Annotated in this window: 17 protein-coding genes; 9 read left to right on the forward strand and 8 right to left on the reverse strand. The window is 67.8% G+C overall.

Annotation, left to right across the window (positions count from 1 at the left end):
- Positions 1 to 9: 9 nt before the first annotated feature.
- The 6 genes from VPH43_RS20770 to VPH43_RS20795 form a co-directional block, all read right to left on the reverse strand.
- Positions 10 to 261 carry a MoaD/ThiS family protein gene (locus tag VPH43_RS20770; protein WP_328579665.1) on the reverse strand — a complete coding sequence of 84 codons (252 nt, stop codon included), beginning with the start codon at positions 259 to 261 and terminating at the stop codon, positions 10 to 12.
- Positions 258 to 1,517, reverse strand: a complete 1,260-nt coding sequence (locus tag VPH43_RS20775) for a molybdopterin molybdotransferase MoeA (RefSeq protein ID WP_328579666.1) — start codon at positions 1,515 to 1,517, stop codon at positions 258 to 260. The genes VPH43_RS20770 and VPH43_RS20775 overlap by 4 nt, the downstream gene beginning before the upstream one ends.
- Positions 1,498 to 2,022 carry a molybdopterin-guanine dinucleotide biosynthesis protein B gene (mobB, locus tag VPH43_RS20780; RefSeq protein WP_328579667.1) on the reverse strand — a complete coding sequence of 175 codons (525 nt, stop codon included), beginning with the start codon at positions 2,020 to 2,022 and terminating at the stop codon, positions 1,498 to 1,500. Before mobB ends, VPH43_RS20775 begins: the two co-directional genes overlap by 20 nt.
- Before the next feature lie 10 nt (positions 2,023 to 2,032).
- Positions 2,033 to 3,439, reverse strand: a complete 1,407-nt coding sequence (gene thrC / locus VPH43_RS20785; protein WP_328579668.1) for a threonine synthase — start codon at positions 3,437 to 3,439, stop codon at positions 2,033 to 2,035.
- Between the two features lie 88 nt (positions 3,440 to 3,527).
- Positions 3,528 to 4,844 (reverse strand): homoserine dehydrogenase, encoded by a 1,317-nt coding sequence (locus VPH43_RS20790; protein WP_328579669.1) that lies wholly within the window; start codon positions 4,842 to 4,844, stop codon positions 3,528 to 3,530.
- Positions 4,845 to 4,857: 13 nt separating this feature from the next.
- Positions 4,858 to 6,084, reverse strand: coding sequence for a pyridoxal phosphate-dependent aminotransferase (locus tag VPH43_RS20795; RefSeq protein WP_328579670.1), 1,227 nt, complete (start codon positions 6,082 to 6,084; stop codon positions 4,858 to 4,860).
- 36 nt (positions 6,085 to 6,120) lie between these two features.
- Between VPH43_RS20795 and VPH43_RS20800 the strand changes: the two genes are divergently transcribed.
- The 3 genes from VPH43_RS20800 (at position 6,121) to VPH43_RS20810 (ending at position 9,040) form a co-directional block, all read left to right on the forward strand.
- A complete protein-coding gene (locus VPH43_RS20800; RefSeq protein WP_328579671.1) occupies positions 6,121 to 6,558 on the forward strand; it encodes an Mth938-like domain-containing protein in 438 nt (145 codons plus the stop codon).
- Between the two features lie 98 nt (positions 6,559 to 6,656).
- Entirely contained in the window at positions 6,657 to 7,133 is a 477-nt protein-coding gene (locus VPH43_RS20805) for a peroxiredoxin (RefSeq protein ID WP_328579672.1), read from the forward strand.
- Positions 7,134 to 7,381: 248 nt separating this feature from the next.
- The gene (locus VPH43_RS20810; protein ID WP_328579673.1) at positions 7,382 to 9,040 is read left to right on the forward strand and encodes a PhoH family protein; all 1,659 of its coding nucleotides are present in this window, start codon (positions 7,382 to 7,384) and stop codon (positions 9,038 to 9,040) included.
- 70 nt (positions 9,041 to 9,110) lie between these two features.
- On the opposite strand, the gene VPH43_RS20815 is transcribed toward VPH43_RS20810, so the two are convergent.
- Together VPH43_RS20815 and VPH43_RS20820 are read right to left on the reverse strand one after the other, a co-directional pair.
- A complete protein-coding gene (locus VPH43_RS20815) occupies positions 9,111 to 11,138 on the reverse strand; it encodes a M3 family metallopeptidase (protein WP_328579674.1) in 2,028 nt (675 codons plus the stop codon).
- Positions 11,139 to 11,290: 152 nt separating this feature from the next.
- Entirely contained in the window at positions 11,291 to 13,186 is a 1,896-nt protein-coding gene (locus VPH43_RS20820; protein ID WP_328579675.1) for a propionate--CoA ligase, read from the reverse strand.
- Between the two features lie 211 nt (positions 13,187 to 13,397).
- On the opposite strand from VPH43_RS20820, the gene VPH43_RS20825 reads away from it, so the two are divergent.
- From VPH43_RS20825 to VPH43_RS20850, 6 genes are read left to right on the forward strand one after another with little or no spacing between them, the layout of a single operon-like run.
- Positions 13,398 to 14,072, forward strand: a complete 675-nt coding sequence (locus VPH43_RS20825) for a C40 family peptidase (protein ID WP_442909320.1) — start codon at positions 13,398 to 13,400, stop codon at positions 14,070 to 14,072.
- Between the two features lie 18 nt (positions 14,073 to 14,090).
- The gene (gene moaA, locus VPH43_RS20830) at positions 14,091 to 15,215 is read left to right on the forward strand and encodes a GTP 3',8-cyclase MoaA (RefSeq protein WP_328579676.1); all 1,125 of its coding nucleotides are present in this window, start codon (positions 14,091 to 14,093) and stop codon (positions 15,213 to 15,215) included.
- The gene (gene mobA, locus VPH43_RS20835; protein WP_328579677.1) at positions 15,215 to 15,814 is read left to right on the forward strand and encodes a molybdenum cofactor guanylyltransferase MobA; all 600 of its coding nucleotides are present in this window, start codon (positions 15,215 to 15,217) and stop codon (positions 15,812 to 15,814) included. The genes moaA and mobA overlap by 1 nt, the downstream gene beginning before the upstream one ends.
- A 45-nt stretch (positions 15,815 to 15,859) precedes the next feature.
- Positions 15,860 to 16,327, forward strand: coding sequence for a MarR family winged helix-turn-helix transcriptional regulator (locus VPH43_RS20840; RefSeq protein WP_328579678.1), 468 nt, complete (start codon positions 15,860 to 15,862; stop codon positions 16,325 to 16,327).
- A gap of 9 nt (positions 16,328 to 16,336) precedes the next feature.
- Positions 16,337 to 17,512 carry an efflux RND transporter periplasmic adaptor subunit gene (locus VPH43_RS20845; RefSeq protein ID WP_328579679.1) on the forward strand — a complete coding sequence of 392 codons (1,176 nt, stop codon included), beginning with the start codon at positions 16,337 to 16,339 and terminating at the stop codon, positions 17,510 to 17,512.
- Positions 17,509 to 20,619, forward strand: coding sequence for an efflux RND transporter permease subunit (locus VPH43_RS20850; RefSeq protein WP_328579680.1), 3,111 nt, complete (start codon positions 17,509 to 17,511; stop codon positions 20,617 to 20,619). The genes VPH43_RS20845 and VPH43_RS20850 overlap by 4 nt, the downstream gene beginning before the upstream one ends.
- The last annotated feature ends 111 nt before the right edge of the window (positions 20,620 to 20,730 follow it).

A 20,730-nucleotide genomic window follows, 5' to 3' on the forward strand; every position in this document is an offset into this window, starting at 1 on the left:
TGCGGTGTCCTAACCGCCGGTGACCGGCGGGAAGAACGCCACCTCGGCGCCGTCGCGCAGCACGGCGTCCTCGCCGCACATGTCCTGGTCGAGCGCGCAGCGCACAGCGCGGCCGCGTGCCAGGGCTTGTGCATGTGCGGCGTCGGTGGCGATCAGCCGGTCGCGCAAGGCGCCGACCGTCAGCGCCTCGTCCAGCTCCACCGTCTCACGCGGGCCCAGCGCCTCGCGCAGCGCGGCGAAATAACGCACGGTGATCTTCATGCCAGCAGCTGCGCCAGGGGCAGGAAGGGCAGCACGTCGCCCACGCTCACGGTGTGGCCGGCCGCTAGATCCACCAGGCCATCGGCCCACACCGCCGAGGTGAGCACGCCCGAGCTCTGGTTCGGGAAGAGCTCCAGCGCGCCTTCCTCGTTGAGTCGCACGCGGAGGAACTCACGCCGGCGCGGGTCCGCCTTCTTCAGCTCGAAGGCCGCGCGCAAGGGCAGCGCCTTGGGCAGCGCGGTGTCCATGCCCTGCAGGGCCCGCAGCACCGTGCGGCCGGCGAGCAGGAAGGTCACGAAGCTGGACACCGGGTTGCCCGGCAGCCCGAGAAAGAGCGCCTGGCTGCCATCGCCCCGCCGGACGCTGCCGAATGCGAGCGGCTTGCCCGGCTTGATGGCGATCTGCCACAGGTCGAGCTGGCCTTCGGCCTGCACCGCCGGCTTGAGGTGGTCCTCCTCGCCGACGGACACACCGCCGGAGGTGACGATCAGGTCGTTGCCCTCAGCTGCCTGCCGCAGCGCCTGGCGCGTGGCCTCCAGCTGGTCGGGCACGATGCCGAGGTCGGTGACCTCGCAGCCGGCGGCCTGCAGCAGACCGCGCAGCATGAAGCGGTTGGAGTTGTAGATCGCGCCGGGCTTCATTGCATCGGGCGGCGTGTCCCCCGGCATCGCGAGTTCATCTCCGGTGGAAAACAGCGCCACGCGCGGCCGGCGCAGCACCGACAGCCGGCCGGCGCCGACCGAGGCGGCCAGGCCCAGGCCCTGGGGCGTGAGCCGCGTGCCACGGGTGAGCACCACCGCGCCCCGCGACACGTCCTCGCCGCGGCGGCGGATGGACTGGCCAGGCTCGGGCACCACCTTGATGCGCACACCACCCTCGACCGCTTCGCACTGCTCCTGCATCACCACCGCGTCGGCGCCCGCGGGCACCTGGGCCCCGGTGAAGATGCGCGCCGCGGTACCGGGCTGCAAGGGCGCGCCCACCGAGCCGGCCGGGATGCGCTGGCTCACCGGCAGCACCGTGCCGGCCGCCGGCACGTCCGCCACCCGCACGGCATACCCATCCATCGCGCTGTTGTCGCCGGGTGGCACGTTCACCAGGGAACGCACCTCCTCGGCCAGCACGCGGCCGAGCGCCTCCAGCGTGGGCACGGTTTCCGAACCGGACAGGGCGGCGGCGCGTGCCCCAGCGGCCAGGCGGCTGAGCGCTTCGTCCAGGCTCAGCATGGCGGGACGATCAGGAGCGGGGGTAGTCATGGCGGGAGCCCGATTGCATCAACCACTGCGCCACTGCGGCCGGCTGGTCCAGCGGCAGCACCGGCAAGCCCGTGGACGACGGCAGCCGAGCCGCATCGTCGGTGGCCACGGCAACGACATAAGGGTCTGCAGGATACAGCGGGGCTTCGCCCACGCCCTGCCGCCAGACCTCGATCTTCAACAGGTCTGCATGCCTGAAGCCTTCGACCAGCACCCAGTCCGCCACCGGGGCGAGCTCGGCGATGAGCCGGTGCACGTCGTGCTCCACTTCGTCCTCGTACTCGCGCATCAGCGCCAGCCGTTTGCTGGAGGCCACCAGCACCTCGAACGCGCCGGCCTTGCGATGGCGCCAGCTGTCCTTGCCTTCATGGTCGATGTCGAACCGGTGGTGCGCATGCTTGACCACCGACACCCGCAGCCCGGCGGCTTTCAGCGCCGCGATCACGCCTTCGATCAGCGTGGTCTTGCCGGAACCCGACCAGCCACAGAAGCCGATGACCTTCATGGCGGGCGCTTTAGCAGTGCTCGCCGATGTAGCCCTTGACCCGGTCCACGCTGGGCGGCACCACGGTGAAACGCTTGGGCAGCGCCTCGATGCCGGCCAAGGCCGCCGGGCGCTCGGGCTCATGCCCCAGCGCTTCTCGGATGGTGTCGGCGAACTTGATCGGCAATGCGGTCTCCAGCACCAGCGTGGTGATGCCGGGCAGCGGATGTTCGCGCGCCACCTTCAGGCCGTCCGCGGTGTGCGGATCGATCGTGACGCCGAAGCGCTCGAAGGTGTCGCGGATGGTCGCCACCCGGTCTGCATGGGTGCTGCGGCCCGATACGAAGCCGAAGCTCGCGATGCGCGCGGCTTCGGTGGGCATCAGGCTGAAACGGCCTTGCAGCTCCACTTCGTCCTTGAAGAGATGGCGCGTGCGCTCGCCGTCGCGGCCCAGCAGGTCGAACACGAAACGCTCGAAATTCGACGCCTTGGAGATGTCCATCGACGGGCTCGAAGTCTCGTGCGTCTCGTGGCTCTTGCGCACGCGGTAGCTGCCGCTGCGGAAGAACTCGTCGAGCACGTCGTTCTCGTTGGTGGCCAGGATCAGCTGCGCGATCGGCAGGCCCATCATGCGGGCCACATGGCCGGCGCAGATGTTGCCGAAGTTGCCCGAGGGCACCGCGAAATTCACCTGCTCGTCGTTGTTCTGCGTGGCCTGGAAATAGCCGGCGAAGTAGTACACCACCTGGGCCAGCAGGCGCGCCCAGTTGATGGAGTTGACGGTGCCGATGCGGTATTGGCGCTTGAACGCCAGGTCGTTGGACACGGCCTTGACGATGTCCTGGCAGTCGTCGAACACGCCCTGCACCGCCAGGTTGTGGATGTTGGCATCCTGCAGGCTGAACATCTGCGCCTGCTGGAACGGGCTCATGCGCCCGTGCGGGCTCAGCATGAACACGCGCACGCCCTGCTTGCCGCGCATGGCGTATTCGGCCGCGCTGCCGGTGTCGCCCGAAGTGGCGCCCAGGATGTTCAGCGTTTCGCCGCGGCGCTTCAGTTCGTATTCGAACAGGTTGCCCAGCAGCTGCATCGCCATGTCCTTGAAGGCCAGCGTGGGGCCGTTGGACAGGGCTTCCAGGTACAGGCCGGGCTCCAGTGGCTTCAGTGGCACGATGGCCTTGGAGCCGAACGCCGCCTCGGTGTAGGTCTTGTGCGTGAGCGTGCGCAGGTCCTCGCCGGGAATGTCGTCGATGAAGAGCGATAGGATCTCGTAGGCGAGTTCCGCATACGGCAGCACACGCCAGCGGGCCAATGTGGCTTCGTCCACCTTGGGATAGTGGGTCGGCAGGTACAGGCCGCCATCCGGCGCCAGGCCTTCGAGCAGGATCTCGGAGAAGCCGCGCTCGGTGGCGTCGCCGCGGGTGCTGAGGTACTTCATCGGGCCTCCTGCCGGGCCGTCCCAAGGGAGGCACGCACTCCCTCGGGGGGCAGTGCAGCGGCAAAGCCGCAAACGTGGGGGCTCATGTTCACGCCAGGTCTTCCTTGCGGATGCTGACGATGGGGCCGAGCACGGTGGGCAGCGCCTGCAGCTGCGCCATGGCCTGCCGCATCTTGCCTTCCACAGTGTCGTGCGTGAGGATGATCACTTCGGTCTGCTTCTCGCCTTCGTTGGACTCGCGCTGCAGCACCGCGTCGATCGAGATGCCGTGCTCGGCCAGGATGCCGGTCACCCGCGCCAGCACGCCCGCCTCGTCGGCCACCTTGATGCGCAGGTAGAAGGACGTGATCACCTGCTCGATCGGCAGGATCGGCGTATTGGCCATGCGGTCCGGCTGGAAGGCCAGGTGCGGCACGCGGTGGTCCGGGTCTGCGGTGTGCAGGCGGGTGATGTCCACCAGGTCGGCCACCACCGCCGAAGCGGTGGGTTCGGAGCCGGCGCCCTTGCCGTAGTAGAGCGTGGTGCCCACGGCATCGCCCTGCACCACCACCGCGTTCATTGCGCCTTCGACGTTGGCGATCAGGCGCTTGGCCGGTACCAGCGTGGGGTGCACACGCAGCTCGATGCCGCCGATGTCGTCGCGCCGCTTGGTGATACCCAGCAGCTTGATGCGGTAGCCCAGCTGCTCGGCATAACGGATGTCCTGCGCCTGGAGTTTCGTGATGCCCTCGACATGGGCCTTGTCGAACTGCACCGGCACGCCGAATGCGATGGCGCTCATGATGGTGGCCTTGTGCGCGGCGTCCACCCCTTCGATGTCAAAGGTCGGGTCGGCTTCGGCGTAACCCAGGCGCTGGGCTTCCTTCAGCACGGTGGCGAAGTCCAGGCCCTTGTCCCGCATCTCGGACAGGATGAAGTTGGTGGTGCCGTTGATGATCCCGGCGATCCATTCGATGCGGTTGGCGGTGAGCCCTTCGCGCAGCGCCTTGATGATGGGCACGCCCCCCGCCACCGCGGCTTCGAAGGCGACCATCACGCCCTTTTCGCGCGCGGCCGCGAAGATCTCCGTGCCGTGCACCGCGAGCAGCGCCTTGTTGGCCGTGACCACGTGCTTGCCGGCGGCGATGGCCTCCATCACCAGCGTCTTGGCGATGCCGTAGCCGCCGATCAGCTCCACCACGATCGCGATGTCCGGGTTGCGGATCACCTCGCGGGCGTCGCCCACCACCTTGGCGCGGTCGCCCACCAGCTTGGCGGCGCGCGCGGTGTCCAGGTCGGCCACCATGGTGATGTGGATGTCGCGGCCGGCGCGGCGGCGAATCTCTTCCTGGTTGCGCTCCAGCACGTTGAAGGTGCCGCTGCCGACGGTACCGATGCCCAGCAGGCCGACTTGGATGGGTTTCATAAGCGCGTTCTCTTCAGACGGAATGGCGTTTGCGGTAGTGCTCCAGGAACCGGGCGATCCGGCCCACCGCATCGGTGAGGTCGTCCGAGTTCGGCAGGAACACCAGGCGGAAGTGGTCGGGCGCGAGCCAGTTGAAGCCGGTGCCCTGCACGATCAGCACCTTCTCGTCGGCCAGCAGCTCGTAGGCGAACTGCTGGTCGTCAGCGATGGGATACATCGTGGGGTCCAGCTTGGGGAACATGTAGAGCGCGGCCTTGGGCTTGACCACCGTGACGCCCGGGATCTGCGTCAGCAGCTCGTAGGCCAGGTCGCGCTGGCGCCGCAGGCGGCCGCCCGGTGCCACCAGGTCCTTGATGCTCTGGTATCCGCCCAGCGCCGTCTGGATGGCCAGTTGCCCCGGCGTGTTGGCGCACAGGCGCATCGAGGCCAGCATGTTCAGGCCCTCGATGTAGTCCTTGGCGTGGCGCTTCTCGCCGGACACCACCATCCAGCCCGCACGGTAGCCGCAGCTGCGGTAGTTCTTCGACAGCCCGTTGAAGGTGAGGCACAACACATCGTCGGCCAGCGAGGCGATGCTGGTGTGCGTGCAGTCGTCGTACAGCGTCTTGTCGTAGATCTCGTCGGCGAAGATGATCAGCTGGTGCTGGCGGGCGACCTCCACCAGGTCGCGCAGCACGCTTTCGGGGTACAGCGCGCCGGTGGGATTGTTGGGGTTGATGATCACCAGCGCCTTGGTGCTGGGGGTGATCTTCTTTCGGATGTCCGCGATGTCGGGCATCCAGTCGCTGCCCTCGTCGCACACATAGTGCACCGGCGTGCCGCCGGACAACGCCACCACCGCGGTGTACAGCGGGTAGTCGGGCGCCGGGATCAGCACTTCGTCGCCGTTGTCCAGCAACGCGTTCATGCTCATCGCGATCAGCTCGGAGGCGCCGTTGCCCAAGTACACGTCGTCCACCGTGACGCCGGCGATGCCTTTTTCCTGCGTGTAGTGCACCACCGACTTGCGCGGCGCAAACAGGCCCTTGCTGTCGGTGTAGGCCGCCGCATGCGGCAGGTTGCGGATCATGTCCTGCACGATCTCGTCGGGCGGCTCCAGGCCGAACGCGGCCACGTTGCCGATGTTCAGCTTGATGATCTTGTGGCCCTCTTCCTCCATCTGCCGGGCCTTTTCCAGCACGGGGCCGCGAATGTCATAACAGACGCTGGCGAGCTTGCTGGACTTGGCGATCGGCTTCAACGGGGTCTCCTGGGCCGGGCAGCACCCTCCAGGAGATTGCTGCACCGCAAAACCTATAATTTAACCATAGGGGTTATCTTGAAAATTCAGCCGGATCGTCTCGATGGCGGCGTCAATGCCATCAGCCGCCATGAAACTGGGTGTGTGTGGGTGAACGCCACCGCGCACGAACACAGCCTGCTGGTGCCTTGGCGCGGCGAGGTGGCTGCCTGGCCCGCCCGCCAGCTGCAGGAGCTGACGGCGGCTCATTTCGAGCAGGTGCTGGCACTGCGGCCGGAGCTGGTCATCTTTGGCAGCGGCAGCCGCCTGCGCTTCGTGGCGCCGGCGTTGTACCGCTCGCTGATCGCTCGCGGCATCGGCATGGAAACCATGGACACCGCGGCCGCCTGCCGCACCTACAACGTGCTCGCCGCGGAGGGCCGCCCGGTGGTGGCGGCGCTGCTGATCGAAAGCGGCCCTGATGCGGGCAGCTGAGGGCAATCCCTCTTCGTGGGGAACCTGTATGGACAAGCGGCAGCCTTTATAATCTCGGGCTAGCCCGCAACGGGGCACTCGTCTCAAGACAATCCCACATGACGCCAGCCCTCAACAAAACCCTTCCGGACTTTGAAGCGCTTGCCACCAGCGGCGTGAAGTTCACCCCGCACGCTTTCGCGGGCCAGGCGGTCGTGCTGTATTTCTACCCGAAGGACAATACACCGGGCTGCACCACCGAGGCGATGCAATTTCGTGATCGGCACAAGGATTTCGTGAAAGCCGGCGCAGTGGTATTCGGCGTGTCGCGCGACAACATGGCCTCGCACGACAAGTTCAAGCAGAACCTCGAATTGCCGTTCGACCTGATCGCCGACACGGAAGAAAAGCTCTGCCACATGTTCGGCGTGGTCAAGAACAAGATCATGTACGGCAAGAAGGTCAAGGGCATCGAGCGCAGCACCTTCCTGATCGACGGCGACGGCGTGTTGCGTGAAGAATGGCGCGGCATCAAGGTGGCCGGCCATGTCGACGAAGTGCTCAAGGCCGTGAAGAACCTCAAGAAGGCGGCTTGAGCGCACGCCCGCCCAAGAAGCCGGCCGCGAGCCGGCTTTTTCGTGCCTGGGCGCGGCGATTGCCCGGTGTTTGCACCGGCCTTCCGGGGCCCATGTTTCTGATCCGGTTGCCGTTTTGCTCCTGTCGTTGAGCCCGACGGTGCTTTGTGCATAATGGGTCATGCCCGTGAGTTGTGAAACGCGCATCCCCAACAGAAGCCGCCCCGGTATGGAGCGGCTTTTTTGTTTTCCGAACCCACCACCCCTCCATGCCACTGCCCAAGCCGCCTGCCCAACGCGCTGCCCTTCTCTCTGCTGAGGATTTCGAAGCCCAGGCCGCTCCACGCGCCCTGAAGAAAACCCTGAAAACGCCGCCTGCCGCCGAGCCGGCGGTGCCGCCGGTGGCGGAGTTCTATGACGCGCCCTCGCCCGGCGCGGCAGTGCAAGCGCGGCCCGTTGCCGCCCCACAGCCCGCGGTGGTGGCGCCGCCGCCGGAACCCCGCCCACGCCGGGCCCGCAAACCGGCCCACGAAGGCCCGCCCAAACTCTTCGTGCTGGACACCAACGTGCTGATGCACGACCCGACCTCGTTGTTCCGTTTCGACGAACACGACGTCTACCTCCCGATGATCACGCTGGAGGAACTGGACAACCACAAGAAGGGCATGAGCGAAGTGGCGCGCAACGCGCGCCAAGTGAGCCGGGACCTGGATGCGCTGGCCACCGACACCTCGTCGCTGGAGCCCACCGCCGGCATCCCGCTGGCAAAGACCGGCCACCGTGAAGCCGGCGGCAAGCTCTTCTTCCAGACCCAGCTGCGCAACATCCAGCTGCCGGCCGGCCTGCCGGAGGGCAAGGCGGACAACCAGATCCTGGGCGTGGTGCAGTCCCTGCGCGACGAGCACAAGGGCCAGCGCAACGTGGTCCTGGTGTCCAAGGACATCAACATGCGCATCAAGGCGCGTGCGCTGGGCCTGGACGCGGAGGACTATCGCAACGACAAGACGCTGGACGACGTCGACCTGCTCTACACCGGCGTGCTGCCGCTGCCATCCGATTTCTGGGACCGGCACGGCAAGACGATGGAAAGCTGGCAGCAAGGCGGCCACACCTTCTACCGCATCGCCGGCCCGCTGGTGCCGGCCCTCCTGATCAACCAGTTCGTCTACCTCGAGATCCCGGGCGCCGCGCCGCTGTATGCGCGGGTGACCGAGATCACCGGCAAGACCGCGGTGCTGAAGACGCTGCGCGAATACACCCACCAGAAGAACGCGGTGTGGGGCGTGACGGCGCGCAACCGGGAGCAGAACTTCGCGCTCAACCTGCTGATGGACCCGGAGTGCGACTTCCTCACCCTCACCGGCACCGCGGGCACCGGCAAGACGCTGATGACGCTGGCCGCTGGCCTGGCGCAGGTGATGGACGAGCGCCGCTACACCGAGATCATCGTCACCCGGGTCACGGTGCCGGTGGGTGAGGACATCGGCTTCCTGCCCGGCACCGAGGAAGAGAAGATGAGCCCGTGGATGGGTGCGCTGGACGACAACCTGGAGGTGCTGGCGCGCAGCGACAACTCCGCCGGCGAATGGGGCCGTGCCGCCACCAACGACCTGGTGCGCAGCAAGATCAAGATCAAGAGCATGAACTTCATGCGCGGCCGCACCTTCCTGAACAAGTTCGTGATCATCGACGAGGCACAGAACCTCACGCCCAAGCAGATGAAGACCCTGATCACGCGCGCGGGCCCGGGCACCAAGATCGTCTGCCTGGGCAACCTGGCCCAGATCGACACGCCCTACCTCACCGAGGGCAGCTCGGGCCTCACCTATGCGGTGGACCGCTTCAAGGGCTGGCCGCATTCCGGCCACGTGATGCTGGCCCGTGGCGAGCGCTCGCGGCTGGCCGACTTTGCGTCCGAAGTGCTGTAGCAGCGTCTCGGCGCGACCACGAAAAAGGGGCCTCGCGGCCCCTTTTTGTCTTGTGCAGCGCTGGTGCGCCCTACTTCGTCAGGTACTCGAAAAACGCCTTGGAGTTGGTCTCCCGGCCGAGGAACTCGCGCACCAGCTCCTGCGGCGGACGCTGCCCGCCGTTGCCCAGCACGATGTCGCGATAACGCCGGCCCACGGCGGGGTCGAGCTTGTGGCCTTCGAACGCGGTCCGCAGGTCCATCGCCACCACCAGGCTCCACAGATAGCCGTAGTAGCCAGCCGCATAACCGCCCGCCACGTGGCCAAAACCCGCGGGGAACTTGGTGCCGGTGACATGGCCCAGCGGCGTGGCGCCTTCCATGCGGGCCCACAACGCCATCGGCTCCGGTGCGTCGGCCGCGTGCAAGGCGATGTCGTAGCTGCCGTAGAGGTGCTGGCGCGCGAACTGGACACCCTTGCCGTAGTCCTTGGCGGCGCGGGCTTTCACCAGCAACGCCTCGGGCACCGGCTTGCAGGTCTTGCAGACCTCGGCAAAGGTTTTCATCACCTGGGGGTCGTAGACCCAGTCCTCCAGCATCTGCGAGGGCGCTTCCACGAAGTCACGTTTGACCGTGGTGCCTGCCTGCGACGAATAGCGGGTGGCCGACAGGTTGTTGTGCACCGCATGGCCCAGCTCATGCAGCAGCGTCTCCAGCTCCTGCAGGGTCAGGCCCTTGCGATCGAAGTTGACCACCAGCGCCGCCTGGGGCACGCGCTGCAGCAAGGTGGAGCCATTGCGATAGCTCCAGACCGCCGCGTGGTTGAACTTGCCTTCGCGCGGGTACAGGTCCACCAGCAGGGTGGCCATCGGCTTGCCGGTGGCCACGTCGCTCACCGCATACGCCTGCACATCTTCCTGCCACAGCTTGGCCGGCACGCGGGTGTAGCGCACGCCGGTCATCTTCTCGATCACGCGCAGCGCGAACTGCAGGCTCTGCTGGGGCGGAAAGTAGGCGCGGAACGCCTCCTGGTCCACGGTGTAGCGCTCCTTGCGCACACGTTCGGTGTAGAAGGCCACGTCCCAGCGGTTGATCTGCGTGCTCTCCACCGGCTGGCCCAGGTGTTTGGCCTTGGCTTCGCGCAGCTCCTGCAGCTCGCGCACCTCCGCCTGCGATACCGCCGCTTTCACGTCGCCCAGGAAGGCCTGCACCTTGGCGGTGTTCTGCGCCATGCGGCGGCGCAGCTGGAAGTCGTCATAGCTGGCTTGGCCAAAGAGTTGGGCGTATTCGCGCCGCAGCTGGGTGATCTCGGCCAGCAGCTTGAGGTTGTTGTCCCCGCCCTCGCTGCTCTTGGCGCGCCACATGCGCTCGCGCGCGGCCGGGTTCTCACCCGTCTGCATGACCGGGAAATAGTTCGGGTAGGCCAGGCTCAGCAGCACACGGCCTTCGGCGTCGCGCTTGGCACCCTTCCACACCGCCTCGGGCACGCCGCGCAGCTCACTTTCAGTGAAGGCCACCTGCGTATTGTCGTCGCGCACGTTCTTGGAGAACTGCTGCGCCAGGTCGGTGATGCGGTCGCTGATCGCCTTGGCGCGCGCCCGCTTGTCGGCCGGCAGGCTGACGCCCGAATCCTCGAAGCCTTCGAGCGTGACACGCAGGAACTCGCGGTCGATGTCGTCGGCCGGTTTCACCTGGGTGGCCGCCTGGTACAGCCGCTCGTTCTGCCCCAGGGTGGACTGGAACTCCGACCAGCGCAGGGCGCAGGCCTGGGCGGCATCGCGCACCGCCTTGTCGGGGTGCACGTTGCTCAGGAAGTCGATCGGGTTGGCCGCGTCTTCCATGTACGCGTTCAGCTCGTCGCTGGCGCGCAGCCAGCCGCCGTCGGGTGCATGCTGCTCCAGGGTGACCACGCGCTGCTGGGCACCGGCCAGGCCCTTGTCGCAATCGGCCTGCACCTGTTGCGCCGAGGTGTAGATGGGGAACGCCGGGCCGGGCAAGGTGGGCAGTGGCGGGGCCGCCTTGGCCGCTTTCGCCGCCTTGGGGTGCGGGTGCTTGGGCGGCTTGGCCGGGGCAGCGGCCGCGGCCACCGACAGGGCGGCAGCCAGCAGGATGGTCTTCATCGGAATGTGTCTCCTCTGCGGTCACCGCCTCGTGGGCGGCGCGGGCGGCCATTGTGCCGGGCGGCAGGCCCGGATGAGCCGCGCCCGGACGAAGCGCGGTTCCGTGAGGACAGACGACAGGAATCGAGGTGCGGACCGCGCAGGCGGTGTCCTCAGCCCTCGACGAGGGTGCGGATCTGCTGCAGCGCGGACGGGTCCTCGATGGTGGTGAGGTCGCCCGGATCACGGCGCTCGCACACCGCCTGGATGGCGCGGCGCAGCAACTTGCCCGACCGTGTCTTGGGCAGCACGCTGACAAAGCGCACCCGCGCCGGCCTGGCCACAGCGCCCAGTTGCTCGTCCACCCGCTTCATGACCTCGCCCTCCAGGGCGAGCTGCGCTTGCGGATCGTCCAGCACCGAAGCGTCCTTGGGCACCGCAAAGGCCACCGCCACCTGGCCCTTGAGCGCATCGGCCACACCCACCACCGCCACTTCCGCCACGCCGGGGTGGCTGGACACGCTTTCCTCGATCTCGCGGGTGCCCAGGCGATGGCCCGCCACGTTGATCACGTCGTCCGTGCGCCCGAGGATGAAGTAGTAGCCGTCCTCATCCCGCAGCGCGTAGTCGAAGGTGTTGTAGACCTGCCGGCCCGGGATGCTGCTCCAGTAGGTCTTCACGAAGCGCTCGTCGTCGCGCCACACCGTCTGCATGCAGCCCGGTGGCAGCGGCCCCTCGATGGCCAGCACCCCGCGCTGGTGGGCACCGGCCAGGGGCTCGCCGGTGTTTTCGTCGAGGATTTGCACGTTGAAGCCGTACATCGGCACGCCGGGGCTGCCCAGCCGCGGCGCTTGCGGCTCCACCCCGTGCGCCAGTGTGAGGATGGGCCAGCCGGTTTCGGTCTGCCAGTAGTTGTCGATGATGGGTTTGTTCAGGGCCTCGCCAATCCAGCGCGCGGTGGGTTCGTCCAGCGGCTCGCCGGCCAGGAACAAGGCTTTCAGCGATGACACGTCGTGCTGCGCCATGTACGCCGGATCGTGTTTCTTCAGCACCCGCACCGCCGTGGGCGCGGTGAACATCACGTTCACCCGGTACTGGGCCACCAGCTTCCACCAGATGCCAGCGTCCGGGCGGATCGGCAGGCCTTCGTACATCAGCGTGGCCATGCCGGCGATCAGCGGCCCGTAGATGATGTAGCTGTGGCCCACCACCCAGCCGATGTCGCTGGTGGAAAAGAAGGTCTCGCCCGGCTGGCCGCAGAAGATGTGCTTCATGCTGGCGGCCAGCGCCACCGCATAACCGCCGGTGTCGCGCTGCACGCCCTTGGGTTTGCCGGTGGTGCCGCTGGTGTAGAGCGTGTAGCTCGGCTGGGTGGATTCCACCCAGGTGCAGGGCACCTGCGCATCGATGTGGGCCTGGCGCTCCTGCGCATAGTCGACGTCGCGCCCGGGCGTGCGCTCCACCGGCGCCAGCCCACGGTCCACCAGCAGCACCCGGGCCGGCTTGTGGCTGGACAGCCGGATGGCTTCGTCCAGCAGCGGCTTGTAGGCCGTGATTTTGCCCACCCGGCTGCCCGCATCCGCGCTCACCACGCACACCGGTTGCGCATCCTCGATGCGGCTGGCCAGGCTGACGCTCGCGAAGCCACCGAACACCACTGAATGGATCGCCCCGATGCGCGCACAGGCCAGCATCGCAAACGCCGCCTCGGGAATCATCGGCATGTACACCAGCACCCGGTCGCCCGGCCCCACGCCCTGGGCCAGCAGGATGGCCGCCATGCGCTGCACCTCGGCGTGCAACTCGCGGAAGGTGTAGGTGCGCTCCTGTCCGGTTTCGGTGGAGACGTAGATCAGGGCCGGCTGGTCGGCACGCGCGGCCAGATGCCGGTCCACCGCGTTGTGGCAGAGGTTGGTGGTGCCGCCGACGAACCACTTGGCGAAAGGCGGGCGGCTGTGGTCGCAGACCTGGGCGAACGGCTGCTGCCAGTCGATCAGCGCGGCCTGCTCAGCCCAGAAGGCGTCGCGGTCCTCAATGGACCGGCGATAGAACTCGGCGTAGTGCCCCATGGTTGTCTCCTCTTTTCTTCAGTGTGCGGCCCATTTCATGGATGCGCACTGACGGCAACCTGACGAGATGCGTCACTTCGGCCGCGGCGTCTCGGCGATTGACCTGGCACAAGTGACGCTCCCCGCCAGCCCGCTGTAACTCGTTGCAAGCCATTGAATTACATGCGCTTTTGCGCATCTCATGGCGCACCCCCTTTGTTATCCTGCGCCCGTGCCCCGTTTTGCCCCCTCCTCCACCCTGCGCCGCATCGGCGTTGCTGCGGCCTTGTCGGCCTCGCTGGTGGCTTTTGCATCGCCCGACGCCGCGCCGGCCGACCCGGTGAGCCGCTTCCTCACCGAACGCGGCCTGCTGGACACCAACGCGCTGAAGAATTCGGCGCTGGTGCAGCAGGTGCGCGACCGGGCGTCGGATCTGGTGATGTCGGCAATGAACTTCCTCGGCGTGCCCTACCGCCGGGGCGGCAACTCGGCCGAGGACGGTTTCGACTGCAGCGGCTTCACCCGCCATGTGTTCGACCGCAGCCTGGGCCTGCTGCTGCCGCGCCGCGCCGACGAACAAGCCCGCGCGCCCGGGCTGTTCACGGTCAAGCGGGAGGAGCTCAAGCCCGGCGACCTGGTGTTCTTCAACACCCTGAAGCGCACCTTCTCCCACGTGGGCATCTATGTCGGCGAGGGCAAGTTCATCCATGCACCGCGCTCCGGCAGCGAGGTGCGCATCGAGGACATGCGCGATTCCTACTGGGCCAAGCGCTTCACCGGCGCCCGCCGTGCGCCCGGCGCCAGCGACGCGGCGGCCAACCTGGCGGCGCCACCGCCGATGAGCACCGGTGCCGGCGCCGACGCGGTGCGCCCCGCCACCACCCTGCTGAGCCCTCGGCCGGAGTAAGGGCGGCACAATGCCGCCATGGCCGACACCGTCATTCCGCTGACTGACCTGCGCGCTCGCACGCGGGTGCCTGCCATCCCGGGTGAGCTGCAAGCCCCCACCGGCGAAGTGATCGACCGGCGTGGCCGTGCGCTGCGCGACCTGCGCATCTCGGTCACCGACCGCTGCAACTTCCGTTGCAGCTACTGCATGCCCAAAGAGGTGTTCGACAGCCACTACAAGTTCCTGCCGCAGGCAGAGCTGTTGAGCTTCGAGGAGATCACCCGCCTAGCCCGCCTGTTCGTGGCGCATGGCGTACAGAAGCTGCGCCTGACCGGTGGCGAACCGCTGCTGCGGCGGCACCTGGAAACCCTGATCGAGATGCTGGCGGCCCTGCGCACGCCCCAGGGCGAGGCGCTCGACCTCACGCTCACCACCAATGCCTCATTGCTTGCGCGCAAGGCGCAGGCGCTCAAGGACGCCGGCCTGCAACGCGTGACCGTGAGCCTGGACGCGCTGGACGATGCGGTGTTCCGGCGCATGAACGACGTCGATTTCCCTGTGGCCGACGTGCTGGCCGGCATCGAGACCGCGCTGAAGGTCGGCCTGGGGCCGATCAAGGTCAACATGGTCGTCAAGCGCGGCGTGAACGAGCAGGAAATCGTGCCCATGGTGCGCCACTTCCGCGAGCACTACGGCGGCCAGGTGACGCTGCGCTTCATCGAGTACATGGACGTGGGCGCCACCAACGGCTGGCGCATGGACGAGGTGCTGCCGTCGGCACAGGTGCTGCAGCGGCTGCAGGCGCTGTCCCCGCTGGACGCGCTGGAACATTCCCAAACCGGCGAGACCGCCGAGCGCTGGGCTTGGCGCGACGGCCGCGGCCAGATCGGGCTCATCTCCAGCGTGACCCGCGCGTTCTGCAGCGATTGCAACCGCGCCCGGCTGTCGACCGAAGGGCAGCTCTACCACTGCCTGTTCGCCCACAGCGGCCACGATCTGCGCAGCCTGCTGCGCGGAGGGGCCAGCGACGAGCAACTCTCCACCGTGATCGGCGCGCTCTGGCGCGGGCGCGACGACCGCTACTCCGAGCTGCGCGCCGCCGCCCCGCCGGACGATGCACCGCAGCAGCGGCGCGTCGAGATGCACTACATCGGGGGCTGATGCTGGCCATCCCGCGCGAGGCGATCACCGGGCTGGTGCTGGCCGGTGGGCGGGGCCAGCGTATGCAGGGGCAGGACAAGGGGCTGCTGCTGCATCGGGGCCGCCCCCTGGTGCAGCACGCGCTGGACCGCCTGGCGCCGCAGGTCGGGCCGATGCTGATCTCGGCCAATCGGCACCTGCCCGCGTACCGGTCCTTCGGCACGCCGGTGTGCAGCGACACCATGCCCGGTTTTCCAGGCCCGCTGGCCGGCTGGCTCAGCGCCTTGCAGGCTTGCCGCACGCCCTACCTGGCCAGCGTGCCTTGCGACGTTCCCGGCCTTCCGCTCGATCTGGTCGCCCGGCTGGCGCGCGCCTTGCATCAGGCCGATGCAGACATCGCGATGGCCCGCACACCGGAGCGCGAACAGCCGGTGTTCGCGCTGCTGCGCCATGAGCTCGCGCCTTCGCTCGAACAAGCGCTGGCGCGCGGCGAGCGCCGGGTCCTGGGCTGGGCCCTGGAGCAGCGGATGGCGGTGGTGGCGTTCGCAGACGCGGCCGCATTCCGCAACTTGAACACGCCTGCCGATCTGGATCCTTCGCCGGCAGACACAAACGGTTAACACACCCTCTTACAATGGACATTTAGCTTCTCTAACTGTCCACCGATGCCGACTGCCCGGGGTGCCCCCTCGCTGGACTGTGCGCGCCAGGTGCTGGCCGTGGTACCACCGCTGATGCAGGAGATCCGTACCGAAATGCGCGGTGCGGCGCCGGCCGGCATGAGCGTGCCGCAGTTCCGCATGCTGATCTTTGCGCGCAACCGGCCTGGGGCCAGCGTCACCGAAGTGGCCTCGCACCTCGGTGTCACCGTGCCCACGGCCTCGGTGGCGGTGGACCGGCTGGTGCGCCAGGGCCTGCTGGACGCACCGCAGACCCCGGACAACCGGCGCCGCCGCTCGATCGCACTCACACCGGTGGGCGCACGCGCGGTGGACCGCGCGCTGGCCAGCACCACCGACGCATTCGCACAGCGCCTGGCCACCCTGACCACCACCGAACTGCAACTGGTGCAGCAGGCCCTGTCGCTGCTGCACCGTGAGCTGGCGCCCCAGTTGCCGGGCCCTGACGCCTGAGAGACCTCGATGACCAAGAAGACCCTGTCATTCACCCTCCTGGCGCTGGCCTTGCTGGCAGGCAGCGCCTGGTGGTGGCGCTCGAGCGGCGGACTCGAACCCGCAGCAGCCGCCACGCCGCCCAAGCCGGCACCCCAGGCGGTGAGCCTGGCCGCGGCGCAGCGGCGTGACATGCCGGTGGTGCTGGAGGCCACCGGCACGGTGGTGTCGCTGAACTCGGTGGAAATCCGGCCGCAGGTGTCGTCCACCGTGCGCAGCGTGGCCATCAAGGAAGGCCAGTTCGTCAAGAAGGGCGACCTGCTGTTCAGCTTCGACGATCGCACCGACCGCGCCAACCTGGACAAGGCGCGCGCGCAGCTGCTGCGAGACCGCGCCACTCTGAACGACCTGGAGCGGCAGTGGCAGCGGGCGCAGGAGCTGCGGGCGCAGAACTTCATCGCCCAGAACGCGGCCGACACGGTGCTGTCGCAGCTGGAAGCGCAGCGGGCGCTGCTGCGCGCCGATGAAGCCGCCGTCAATGCGAGCCAGGTGGCACTGGGCTTCAACGCCATCCGCTCGCCGCTGGCCGGCCGTGCTGGTGCGGTGGCGATGTATCCCGGCAGCCTGGTCCAGCCCAGCGGTGCGCCGCTGGTCACCATCAGCCAGATCGACCCGATCGGCGTGAGCTTCACCGTGCCCGAGGCCCAGCTCGGCTCGCTGCTGCGCAGCGACCGCGCGGCCAGCGTGCAGGTGCGGCTGCCAGGCGCGCTCGCGCAGGAGCCGCTGCTGCAAGGCCAGCTGAGCTTCGTGGACAACAGCGTCGATCCCGCCACGGGCACCATCCGCGTGAAGGGCGCCCTGCCCAACGAGCGCCACCAGCTCTGGCCGGGGCAATTCGTCACCGTGCGCATGGTGCTGCGCATGATCAAGGACGCCACCGTGGTGCCCCAGGCCGCGCTCATCCTGCGCGGCAACGAGCGCTCGGTGTACGTGGTGGACAGCGCCGGCAATGCACAGCTGCGGCCGGTGCAGCTGCGCTACGCAGCCGGTGAAGCCGCCGTCATCGAGGGCGTTCAGCCCGGCGAACGCGTGGTGCTGGAAGGCAAGCAGAACCTGCGGCCCGGCACGCCGGTGCGTGATGCCGCCGCCACCAGGCCGGGCGCCGGCAGCGCGCCCTCGCCCGCTTCGGGAGCATCACGCCCATGACCACCAACCTGGCCGAGCTGTTCATCCGCCGTCCGGTGATGACGGTGCTGCTCAACCTGGCTATCGTGCTGGCCGGCGTGGTGGCGCTGGGCAAGATCCCGGTGGCCGCGCTGCCCAGCTACAACACGCCGGTGATCCAGGTGAGCGCCACCTTGCCCGGCGCTTCGCCGGACACCATGGCCAGCTCGGTGGCGCTGCCGCTGGAAAAGCAGTTCTCCACCATCGCGGGGCTGTCCACCATCAGCTCGGTCAACACGCTGGGCACCACCTCGCTCACGCTGGAGTTCGATGCCGCCCGCGACATCGACGCCGCCGCATTGGACGTGCAGGCGGCGCTGTTCCGCGCCCAGCGTGCGCTGCCCTCGGAGATGACCGCGCCGCCGTCGTACCGCAAGCTCAACCCGGCCGATGCACCGGTGCTGATCGTCGCGCTCACCTCGCCCTCGATCAACCTCTACGAGCTGAACGACTTTGCCGAGAACCTGATGGCGCCCACGCTGTCCACCATCGACGGCGTGGCGCAGGTGTTCATCTTCGGCCAGAAGCGTTACGCGGTGCGCATCCAGGTGCGGCCAGACGCGCTGGCCGAACGCAACATGACACTGGACGAACTGCGCCAGGCGATCAGCGGTGCCAATGCCAACACGCCGGTCGGCGTGCTCGACGGCCCGCGCCAGACGCTCACCGTGCAGGCCAACAAGCAGATGCTCACCGCACGCGAGTTCGGCGACCTGATCGTCACCTCGCGCAATGGCGCGCCGGTGCGGCTGCGCGACGTGGCGGATGTGCTGGACAGCGTGGAAACCGCCAAGAACTCCGCCAGCTTCAATGGCGAAAGCTCGATCCAGCTGGCCATCCAGCGCCAGCCCAATGCCAACACGGTGGAGGTGGTGGACCGGGTGAAGGCCACCCTGCCGCGGCTGCAGGCGCAGCTGCCCGCCTCGGTGCAGATCCACCAGCTCAACGACCGCTCGGTGTCGGTGCGCGATTCGCTGCACGACGTGAACCTGACGCTCGCGCTCACCGTGGTGCTGGTGGTACTGGTGATCTTCCTGTTCCTGCGCCGGCTGTCGGCCACCATCATCCCGACCCTGTCGCTGCCGGTGTCGCTGATCGGCGCGCTGTCGCTGCTGTACGCCGGCGGCTACAGCCTGGACAACATCTCGCTCTTGGGCATCACGCTGGCCGTGGGCCTGGTGGTGGACGACGCGATCGTGATGCTGGAGAACATCGTGCGCCATGTGGAGGACGGCATGCCGCCCTTCGAAGCCGCCATCCGCGGCGCGCGCGAGATGACCTTCACCATCCTGTCCATCTCGGTCTCGCTGGTGGCGGTGCTGATTCCGATCTTCTTCATGCCGGGTGTCATCGGCCTGCTGTTCCATGAGTTCGCGGTGGTGGTGGGCCTGGCGATCCTGGTGTCGGCGCTGGTGTCGCTGACCCTGGTGCCCATGCTGTGCAGCCGCTTCCTCAAGCACCATGAGCCGCAGGACGAAGGCCGGCTGGGCCGCGCGTTCGAACGCGGCTTCAGCGCGCTGCAGCGTGGATATGGCCGGTCGCTGGACTGGGCGCTGGCGCACCGCTGGGTGGTGCTGGCGGTGGCTGCGGCCAGCCTGGCGCTGACGGTGCTGCTCTTCATCGTGATCCCCAAGGGCTTCTTCCCGGAAGAAGACATCGGCCAGATCCAGGTGACCACCGAAGCGGCGGAGGACATCTCCTTTCCCGCGATGCAGGCCCTGCAGGCCCAGGTGGCCGAGGTGTTCCGCAAGAACCCGTCGGTGCTGAGCGTGGCCTCCTTCCTGGGCGCCGGTGGCCAGGCGTCCACGGCCAACACCGGGCGCATGTTCATCAACCTCAAGCCGCGCAAGGAGCGCCCGCCGATGCCCCAGGTGCTGGAGAGCCTGCGCAAGGAGCTGCGCGGCGTGCCCGGCATCGCCGTGTTCATGCGCCCGGTGCAGAACCTGCAGCTCGGTGGCCGTGCCAGCAAGAGCCGCTACCAGTTCATCCTGCAGAGCGTGAGCGCGGGCGCGCTCAACGAGTGGGCCGGCAAGCTGCAGGACAGGATGCGGGGCGACCCGATGTTCCGCGACGTCACCACCGACTCGCAGCTGCGCGGCCTGCAGGCCACCCTGAACATCGACCGCGACAAGGCCAACCTGCTGGGCGTGCAGATGAGTGACCTGCGCAATGCGCTGTACAGCGCATTCGGCGAGCGCCAGGTGTCCACCATCTACGCACCGAGCAACAGCTACCAGGTGATCATGGAGGCCTCCGACGCCAACCGCCAGTCGGAGGACGCCTTCAACAAGATCTACCTGCGCGGCAAGGACGGCGCGCTGGTGCCCCTGACCGCGTTTGCCACCGTGGAGCGCACGCTGGGGCCCACGGCCGTGAACCACCAAGGGCAGCTGCAGGCGATCACCATCTCCTTCAACCTGGCACCCGAGGTGGCGCTGGGTGCGGCCACCAGCCGCCTGGAGGGCTATGCACGCGAACTCAAGCTGCCGTCCACCGTGATCACCAGCTACGGCGGCGACGCCGCAGTGTTCCAGGATTCACAAGGCGGGCAGGCGGTGCTGCTGATCGTGGCGGTGCTGGTGATCTACCTGCTGCTGGGTGTGCTCTACGAGAGCTACATCCATCCGCTGACCATCCTGGCCGGGCTGCCCTCGGCCGCCGTGGGCGCGCTGCTCACGCTGTGGCTGTTCAAGATGGACCTCACGCTCATCGCCACCATCGGCATCCTGATGCTGATCGGCATCGTGAAGAAGAACGCGATCATGATGATCGACTTTGCGCTCGATGCACAACGCAACCAGGGCCTGCCACCGGAAGAGGCGATCCGCCAGGCCTGCCTGCTGCGTTTGCGGCCGATCATGATGACCACGCTGGCGGCGCTGATGGGCGCGCTGCCGATCGCGCTGGGCCTGGGTGCCGGTGCCGAGCTGCGCCAGCCGCTCGGTCTGGCCGTGGTGGGCGGGCTGCTGATGTCGCAGGCGGTGACGCTGTACATCACGCCGGTGATCTATCTGGCGCTGGACAAGTACAGCGGCAAGGGGCCGATAGTGACGGCGGTTTCGGCGGTTCGGGCTACGCCGGCTGAGTAACTCTGGGTCTGTTGTTGGGCCTTCGGCCTGGATGGGATTCTGGCCACTTGCGTGCAGCCCGCCGGGCGCGACCGGCGGGCTCTCGCGAGCAGCGCAAACCCCAGCCAGCGC

This window comes from Ideonella sp. BN130291 (assembly GCF_036231905.1).
In the GTDB taxonomy this organism is placed as follows: Bacteria; Pseudomonadota; Gammaproteobacteria; order Burkholderiales; family Burkholderiaceae_C; genus CAMLIZ01.

Bases quoted from the DNA above. Each gene is read 5' to 3' on its own strand.
- VPH43_RS20840 (WP_328579678.1), top strand. From the start codon at position 15,860: ATGCCGACTGCCCGGGGTGCCCCCTCGCTGGACTGTGCGCGCCAGGTG.
- VPH43_RS20815 (WP_328579674.1), bottom strand. From the start codon at position 11,138: ATGAAGACCATCCTGCTGGCTGCCGCCCTGTCGGTGGCCGCGGCCGCT.
- VPH43_RS20790 (WP_328579669.1), bottom strand. From the start codon at position 4,844: ATGAAACCCATCCAAGTCGGCCTGCTGGGCATCGGTACCGTCGGCAGC.
- moaA (WP_328579676.1), top strand. From the start codon at position 14,091: ATGGCCGACACCGTCATTCCGCTGACTGACCTGCGCGCTCGCACGCGG.
- VPH43_RS20805 (WP_328579672.1), top strand. From the start codon at position 6,657: ATGACGCCAGCCCTCAACAAAACCCTTCCGGACTTTGAAGCGCTTGCC.
- VPH43_RS20820 (WP_328579675.1), bottom strand. From the start codon at position 13,186: ATGGGGCACTACGCCGAGTTCTATCGCCGGTCCATTGAGGACCGCGAC.
- thrC (WP_328579668.1), bottom strand. From the start codon at position 3,439: ATGAAGTACCTCAGCACCCGCGGCGACGCCACCGAGCGCGGCTTCTCC.
- VPH43_RS20850 (WP_328579680.1), top strand. From the start codon at position 17,509: ATGACCACCAACCTGGCCGAGCTGTTCATCCGCCGTCCGGTGATGACG.
- mobA (WP_328579677.1), top strand. From the start codon at position 15,215: ATGCTGGCCATCCCGCGCGAGGCGATCACCGGGCTGGTGCTGGCCGGT.
- VPH43_RS20845 (WP_328579679.1), top strand. From the start codon at position 16,337: ATGACCAAGAAGACCCTGTCATTCACCCTCCTGGCGCTGGCCTTGCTG.
- mobB (WP_328579667.1), bottom strand. From the start codon at position 2,022: ATGAAGGTCATCGGCTTCTGTGGCTGGTCGGGTTCCGGCAAGACCACG.
- VPH43_RS20770 (WP_328579665.1), bottom strand. From the start codon at position 261: ATGAAGATCACCGTGCGTTATTTCGCCGCGCTGCGCGAGGCGCTGGGC.
- VPH43_RS20810 (WP_328579673.1), top strand. From the start codon at position 7,382: ATGCCACTGCCCAAGCCGCCTGCCCAACGCGCTGCCCTTCTCTCTGCT.
- VPH43_RS20775 (WP_328579666.1), bottom strand. From the start codon at position 1,517: ATGACTACCCCCGCTCCTGATCGTCCCGCCATGCTGAGCCTGGACGAA.